Origin of the sequence: Desulfoluna sp., assembly GCF_030145185.1 — a bacterium.
In the GTDB taxonomy this organism is placed as follows: domain Bacteria; phylum Desulfobacterota; class Desulfobacteria; order Desulfobacterales; family Desulfolunaceae; genus Desulfoluna.
In genome coordinates, this window is the sequence record NZ_JAQYWB010000042.1 from 48,405 (window position 1) to 55,584 (window position 7,180).

The 7,180-nt window shown below is 45.9% G+C and carries 2 protein-coding genes; both read left to right on the plus strand.

Going from position 1 to position 7,180, the window contains the following annotated elements:
• Window positions 1-270 precede the first annotated feature (270 nt).
• Window positions 271-1,545, plus strand: coding sequence for an AMP-binding protein (locus tag Q1Q75_RS14355; RefSeq protein WP_300672015.1), 1,275 nt, complete (start codon window positions 271-273; stop codon window positions 1,543-1,545).
• Entirely contained in the window at window positions 1,490-6,949 is a 5,460-nt protein-coding gene (locus Q1Q75_RS14360) for a non-ribosomal peptide synthetase (protein ID WP_300672017.1), read from the plus strand. Before Q1Q75_RS14355 ends, Q1Q75_RS14360 begins: the two co-directional genes overlap by 56 nt.
• The last annotated feature ends 231 nt before the right edge of the window (window positions 6,950-7,180 follow it).

The window sequence follows — 7,180 nt, forward strand, 5'->3', positions numbered from 1 at the left end:
AGGACAATGATTTGATGGTATGCTTCAGAACACTCAAAGGCACAACACGGAATAGAAGCCAATAAGGAAACCGATGACTCCGGATTTGAACCCTCTACTTATGCCTCCGGCGGTCTTGCTGGGGGCTAAATTTTTGCCTGATTTCATAAAGACGGGTTTGACAATGACATCCGCAACCTACTTTCAAGGTGGCCCACCTTGCCGCCGGAGGCTTTTTGGAGAGCTGAATAGTTACAAAAAATTTAACTTCAAAATGAAAGATACCTTGATATGAATACATTTGTTGAAACAAAGGAAGCCAGAACGAGTCTTGATTATTTCACATCAATTTTTCATGGACTTGAAACCGACTCAAACCCGATTTATGATACCCCGGAAAATATCATAAAAAGTACCCCCTCCGTCGAATCTCACCTTATTGCTTTGCCAGGGACGCGGACTCCTCCATCCATTAAAAATTTTCTGATGGAAAAAAGCTTAACTGAGAGCACCTTCTTTCTGGGTGTTTTTTCATATGTTCTTGCCAAATTTACCGGCCAGAACGAAAGTGTTTTCTGCATACATACCAAAAATACGACGCACCGAATCTTGCCGATTTATATTAAAATCGATGAAACCCAGCTGATTTCAGAATACCTTGATACCGTTCATAAAAATTATTTAGAGACCATTCACCACACTGCCTGTCCTTTTGAAACACTGGCAGAAAAACTCGGTATCAAATCGGATATCCAGTTCAATTACGGGTCGGATTCGAACGCTTTGATTCCAAGCTCAGATCCAATCCTCTCCGTTTTTATTTTTTCAGAACCAGACGGCTACCAAATCACACTCCACTACCGGGGTGATTTATATAGAAAAGAGACGATCCAGCGTTTTTCTGCTCTTTTTGAAAAAACGGTTTCAAGCTTTTTAAACACTGCCAAGTTATCCGAGCTGACACTGATTTCCGATGAGGACCGGCGTCTTTGTCAAGGGTTCAATCAGACAGAGGTTCCCTATGACACCTCTTTGACCCTGGTTGATCTCCTGGGCAACCAGATGAAGAAAACCCCGGACAATATTGCTTTGGTTTATAAGGATGTCCGGATTAGTTACAAAGAACTGGATGAGGTCACCGAACGGCTGGCCAAACACATTAAAAGTTTTGGCATCGGCCGAAAGAATGTCGTGGCCATCCTTCTCCCGAAATCCCAGTATATGACCATTGCCGCCATTGCTGTTTTAAAAGCGGGAGCGGCCTATCAGCCACTGGACCCCAGCTACCCCATGGATCGTCTTAAATTTATGGTTCAGGATGCCGACGCAACGCTTTTGATTGCCGACGAATCCATGATTCCTTTGTTGCCGGACTATCATGGACCCATTGTTTTAACCAAAGATATTGATGGCATAAAAGATTCAGACCGGATACTTGATGATCCAAAACCGGAAGATCTTACTCGTCGTGCTCTACACCTCCGGCTCCACCGGGGTCCCCAAAGGGGTGATGCTGTCGCATCAAAATATTGTTGCCATGTGCCGGTGGTTCCCCCGCTATTATAATCTTGATGAAACAGCCAGAGTATCTGCCTACGCCAGTTTCGGTTTTGATGCCAGTCTGATGGACATCTATCCGGCCTTAACCGTTGGGGCCTGTGCTTATATCATCGAAGACGAGATCCGTCTTGATCTGATCAAACTGAACGACTATTTTAAAGGCAATCAGATTACCCATGCCTTTATGACCACCCAGGTGGCCCGACAATTTGTGGTAAATATCGAAAATCATTCCCTGAAACATTTGTTAACCGGGGGTGAAAAGCTTCCTACCCTTACCCCGCCGAGGTATCCACTCCATAACATTTACGGCCCCACCGAAACCACCGTCCTGGTTACTGCCTTTCCCGTGGATGCCGAATACCCAAACATTCCTCTGGGTAAGGCCATTGACAATGTGAAGCTTTATGTGCTGGATGAATTTGAACGTCAGGTTCCCATCGGTGTCCCAGGAGAGCTTTGTATTGCAGGGATACAGGTCTCGTGTGGCTATCTCAACCAACCGGAAAAAACCAAGGCGGTCTTCACCCCCAACCCCTATGCCCTGGAAAAACCTTATGACCGAATGTATCATACCGGGGATATTGTTCGGTATCTGACCGACGGCAATATTGAATTTATAGGCCGCCGGGATGCCCAGGTGAAAATCAGAGGTTTCCGCATTGAACTTACGGAAGTGGAGGAGGTGATCCGCCACTTTGAAGGCATTCAGGATGCCACAGTTGTCGCCTATGACAATGCCGGCGGCGGCAAGTATATTGCCGCTTATATTGTGGCCGATGCCCCCATCGACATGGATGCGCTCAATGGGTTTATAGAGTCCCGAAAGCCCTCCTATATGATTCCTGCGGTCACCTTGCAAATTGACAAGATCCCGCTGAATCAGAACATGAAGGTCAATAAAAAAGAACTGCCGGTTCCTGTAAGGAAAACTGAAAACATCGTTAAGCCTGAAAACAAAATCCAGCAGAAAATATTTGATTGTGTTGCCAAAGCGCTGGGCCATGATGAATTCGGCATTCATACCGATTTTCAGGATGCCGGTCTGACCTCCATCGGAATCGTCTCCTTGAATGTGCTTTTGTCAAATACATTCGGCGTTGCTGTCAAAACCCGGGATTTGACAGTATGCAATACCATTGTCCGGCTGGAAGCCTTTCTCGCCACTGCAGATCCATTGTCCACCATGGAGGCCATGGAAAAACAGGAGGCTTATCCGGTTTCTGAAACCCAGATGGGACTGTTTGTCGAGTCCATGGCCAAGCCCGAATCGCTGCGATATAATTTGCCGATGCTGTTTAAGCTCCATCCGGATGTGGACCTGGATAAATTGAAAACCGCCATTGAAGCAACCCTCGAGGCCCACCCTTACATTAAAACCCGATTTTTCATGGACGGGCATGATGAAATCATGCAGCGACGACAAGATGATGACCCTTTTGTCGTGAAAATCCTGAACACCCTGGACATAGAGACACTTGTCACCCCTTTTAAACTTATTGAAGGGCAGCTGTTCGACCTCTCTCTTTACGATACCAAAGAAGGCAGCTTCTTTTTTATGGATCTTCATCATATGATCTGTGACGGAACCTCCATTGCCATTCTTATTGAGGATATCAACCGGGCTTATGCCGGTGAAAAACCTGAACCTGAAATCTATACGGGGTTTGAAGCAGCCCTTGACGAAAAAAAAACCCGGGCCTCGGAGGTTTACACCCAGGCCAAAGCCTATTACGCCTCGATTTTTAAAGGCTGTGACACCCATTTTCTCCTGGCACCGGATAAAAAAGATGACCCAGCCCCCAGCCTGGGAGAAATAGCGCATATTCCATTGGATCTTGACCTTGAATCGGTGAACGCGTTTTGCCATCAAAAGAAAATTACATTGAATGCTTTTTTTGTGGGTGTATTCGGGTATGTCCTTGGGCGATACAACCATAAGGATCATAGTGTATTCACCACCATCTATAACGGAAGAAATGATTCGAGAATCGCCCGATCCGCCGGAATGTATGTAAAAACCCTGCCGATTTATTGTCATCTTACGACCACCGTTCCCGGACTGCTGGCCACCACCAAGGAACAGCTTATGAACGGGATGGATCATGATATCTATTCATTTGCAGAAATCAGCCGTGCCTTTGGCATCACTCCCGATATCATCTTTGCTTATCAGGGCGATAATTTTGAATTTGAGAGCATTGGCAATCTTCCTGCGGAAAACATCCAGGTGATGACCGACGGTGCCATTGCGCCGATCTCTGTGATCATGTCTATCCAGGGTGGAAAATTTCATTTGATGGCATCTTTTCGACGCGACATGTATGACGACAGAACCATGGATGCCCTTCTGAAAAACTACGTCCTGGCGGCCAGACAAATGCTCTTTTGTGATGATCTGTCCCAAATTCGGCTTCTTTTTGATGAAGAAAATAAAATGGTCGATGATCCCCGTTTCTACGGACAAACCTTTGTGGATCTTTTCGCCAAATCGGCCCAACAATATCCGGATCATATTGCCGTCAAGGATATAAATGGCGTCATCACATATCAGGAGCTGGATTCGGCTTCCGATGCGCTGGCCCTCAGCCTCCTTTCCCAGGGCCTGCAGGCACAAGATTTTGTCGGGGTGCTTTCCGGAAGATCACGGGAATTTATCATCGGGGTGACGGCTGTGATGAAGGCCGGAGGGGCCTATGTTCCCCTTGATCCGGAATACCCCCAGGACCGCCTTCGATACATGCTTGAAGATTCCGGCGCAAAGATTCTTCTTTCCGTAAGCGATCATAAAGATCTTACCCGTTTTTATAAGCAAAAAACCATTCTGCTGGACCTGCTTCCAGCAGCGAAAACTTGTTTACCGGATAAATCCTGGATGACCGCCAGGCCCTTACCGGAAAATCTGGCCTATATGATTTATACCTCCGGTTCCACCGGAAAGCCCAAAGGGGTTATGATCAGCCACGGTAATCTCTCAAACCTGATTTTTAACGAAACCCTCCATAATAAACTGGATGCAACCACACAATGTGCCGAGTATTCCAGCTTTTGTTTTGACGCATCGGTCATTGGAATTTTCCCCGCTCTTGCCAATGGGTGTTCCCTTTATTTATTTGCTGAAGAGGACCGGAAAGATGCGGCAAGGGTGTGTGACATTCTCAAAGAAGAAGCCATCAATGTTGTCGTCTTCCCGACCCAGATGGGGGAGATTATTGTTGAGAATCTAAGGGAGGACTGCGATCTGACCTATATTATGCTGGGCGGAGAAAAACTTAAACGCTATTACGACCGGCCTTATACCCTAATCAATGGATACGGCCCCACCGAAAGCACTGTTGAGACCACGACGTTTAATGTGGATCACGAATACAAAAATATCCCCATTGGGAAATCATTGATCAATGTACGCTCCTACGTGGTGGACGAGCACCTGAATCCGGTGCCTGTGGGCTCTCCAGGAGAACTTTGCCATGCAGGACGACAGATTGCCCGGGGGTATCACAATCTGAAAGAAAAAACCGAATCGGTATTTGTACCCAACCCCTTCTCCGTCTGCAAGGATGACAGAATTCTCTACCGCACCGGTGACATGGTTCTCCGGCACGGTGACGGAAACCTCGAATATTCCGGCAGAATCGATTCCCAGGTAAAAATCAGGGGATACCGCATTGAACTGGGTGAGATTGAAGGGGCCATGAGTGCGTATCCCCCTGTTGGGCAAACAACGGTAACCGTCGAAGAAAACAGTGGGAACAAATATATTGTCGGTTACTACACCTGCGATGCCGGTGAAATCGATCCTAAAATCTGGAACAGGGTGTTACAGCCCCTGCTGCCGGAATATATGATGCCAAGCGTTTATGTGCATCTGGATAACATGCGAATCACCCCCGGGGGCAAAATCGATAAAAAAGCATTGCCCAAACCCGAAATCAATTTAAACACCCCTGATTATGCGCCACCGGAAACAACATTGCAGCAAACCCTATGCAGCATATTTGGAATGGTGCTGGGGATGGAAACGGTCGGAATCAATGATGACTTTTTTGCCGTTGGCGGCACCTCCATTTCTGCGGCCAAAGTGGCCATGAAATGCATCACCCAGAAAATTTCCATCACCTATTCCGATATCTTCGAACACAAAACGGTCAGAAAACTGGCAGAATTTGTAGAGTCCGATATGGCGGAAGCCATGACCACAAACGACGTGATCAAAAACTTTAACTACGAACGTATCACGCCCATGCTTGCAAAAAATACGGTGACGCATCTTCCAGAACTCCAGTGCAATGCCCTGGAAGATATTATTATTACCGGTGCCAACGGATTTCTGGGAATCCATATTCTCAAAGAATTTCTCGATCATTATGAAGGAAGAGTGACCTGTTTTATCCGGAAAGGACGGTTGGACTCTGTTGAAGAACGCATGAAAACCATGCTGTTTTACTATTTCGATCAGGATTTTGGTCCACTTTTCGGCAAACGAATTTTCTGTGTCGAAGGCGATATCACCGACGTTCAAAGCGTGATGGCTCTAAAATCTATTTCGGCAAAGACACTGATCAATTGTGCTGCCTGCGTCAAACATTTTGTAGCCGACGATTCACTTGAAAAAATTAATGTAACCGGGGTTAAAAATCTCATTACCCTTTGCAAAAAAACCGATAAACAATTGATCCAGATTTCTACGGTGAGTGTAGGGGGGGATGGGAAAAACAATACCCCTCCTGTTGAGAAGCGGATCATGGAGAATGAGCTTTTTTTCGGACAAGACTTGGAAAATGCCTATATCCACTCCAAGTTTTTGGCAGAGCGGGCCGTGGTGTCAGCCATTGCCCAAGACGGACTCAACGCAAAAATCATGCGGGTTGGCAACCTGATGAGCCGACACAGTGACGGAGAATTCCAGATCAATTTCCTGACAAACGGGTTTATGCGCAGCCTGAAAGGATATAAATATCTCGGCAAATTCCCGGTAAGTGCCATGAATAGTTCGGTTGAGTTTTCACCCATTGATGTCACAGCCGATGCCATTTTAAAACTGTCTGAAACCAATCGGGAGTTTACGGTTTTTCATCCTTATAACAATCACGCCATATTTATGGCAGATGTGATTTTGCAAATGAAGGCCTATGGATTTGATATCAAAATCGTCAGAGATGAAGAATTTGCCATGGACATGAAAGCGGGGATGGAAAATCCGGAAATATCCCAGGCCATTTCCGGATTGATTGTCTACCTTTCAAATGATGCGATCAATACGGTTTATCCCATTGGTCCCGACAATAGATTCACCACTGAAGTGCTGTATCGGATCAATCATAGCTGGCCCATGACCAGTGAAACCTATTTGCACAAATCCTTAAAGGCTTTGGATGAACTCGGATTTTTTGGCATTGAAGAGTTTTGAGTAATTAGTCAGCTCATGCCTCCGGTGGCCCTGCCGGGGGCTAAACTTTTAAAAAGTTTAATAAACAGGTCTTAAAAAGTGTCTTTAAACCTGAAAATGGGATAAAGCGCACACCTTAAGCCAAAAAACCACTCTCATTTGCGTTATTCAATTGAAAAATCAAGCTTTTTTCCCTTGCTTTTTGAGGTGTATGCATTGTATAATACGTACACTTTAAAGGGGGTTATATTC